The organism is Elioraea sp. Yellowstone, assembly GCF_006704265.1.
Taxonomy (GTDB): domain Bacteria; phylum Pseudomonadota; class Alphaproteobacteria; order Acetobacterales; family Acetobacteraceae; genus Elioraea.
Genome location: NZ_VIKA01000322.1, coordinates 1 through 658 on the forward strand (window position 1 = coordinate 1; position 658 = coordinate 658).

At 77.5% G+C, this 658-nt stretch carries 2 protein-coding genes; both read left to right on the forward strand.

All coding sequences use genetic code 11. The annotated features are described in order from the left end of the window. On the forward strand, positions 1-183 hold a 183-nt coding region (locus FK498_RS20070; RefSeq protein ID WP_237561028.1), incomplete at its 5' end, for a hypothetical protein. Continuing rightward, on the forward strand, positions 180-658 hold a 479-nt coding region (locus tag FK498_RS18945; protein ID WP_141857279.1), incomplete at its 3' end, for an ATP12 family chaperone protein. The genes FK498_RS20070 and FK498_RS18945, both read left to right, overlap by 4 nt.

Below are 658 nucleotides of genomic sequence, written 5' to 3' on the forward strand. Positions count from 1 at the left end.
GGGGACGAGTGCGCGGCCCAGCTCGCGATCGCCCGCGGCGGGCGGGCGGGCGCGACCCCTGCTCCGGAAACCGCCCCGTCCGAGCAGCGGACACCGATCGAACAGCAGCCGCCGCAGCAACAGCAGCAACAGCAGCGGCCGGCCAGCCCCTTGCAGCAGCTCCTGCCGCGCCTCGGCCGATGAGGCGCTTCTGGGAGCGCGCCGAGGCCGTGCCGCGGGAGGGCGGCTGGGGGGTCGTGCTGGACGGCCGCCCGCTGCGCCTGCCCTCCGGCACGACGCTCAGCGTGCCGACCCGCGCGCTCGCCGAGGCGATCGCCGAGGAGTGGCGGTCGGCCGGCGGCGCGAAGGGGGCGGAGGTGCGGCTCGCCGCGCTCGGTGTGACGCGGGTGATCGCGACTGCGATCGACCGTGTGGCACCCGATCCCGAGGCGACAGTTGCGGCGCTGGCCAAGTATGGTGCCGCCGACCTGCTCTGCTACCGCGCCGAGTTCCCGCCCGAACTCGCCGCACGCCAAGCCGAACGCTGGCAGCCGCTGCTGGACTGGGCTGCGCTCGCCCTCGATGCGCCGCTCGCGGTCACGGCGGGGGTGGTGCCGGTGGCGCAGCCGCCGGCCGCGCTCGCCGCCTTGCGCGGGGCGCTCGCGCGCCGCAGCCCGGT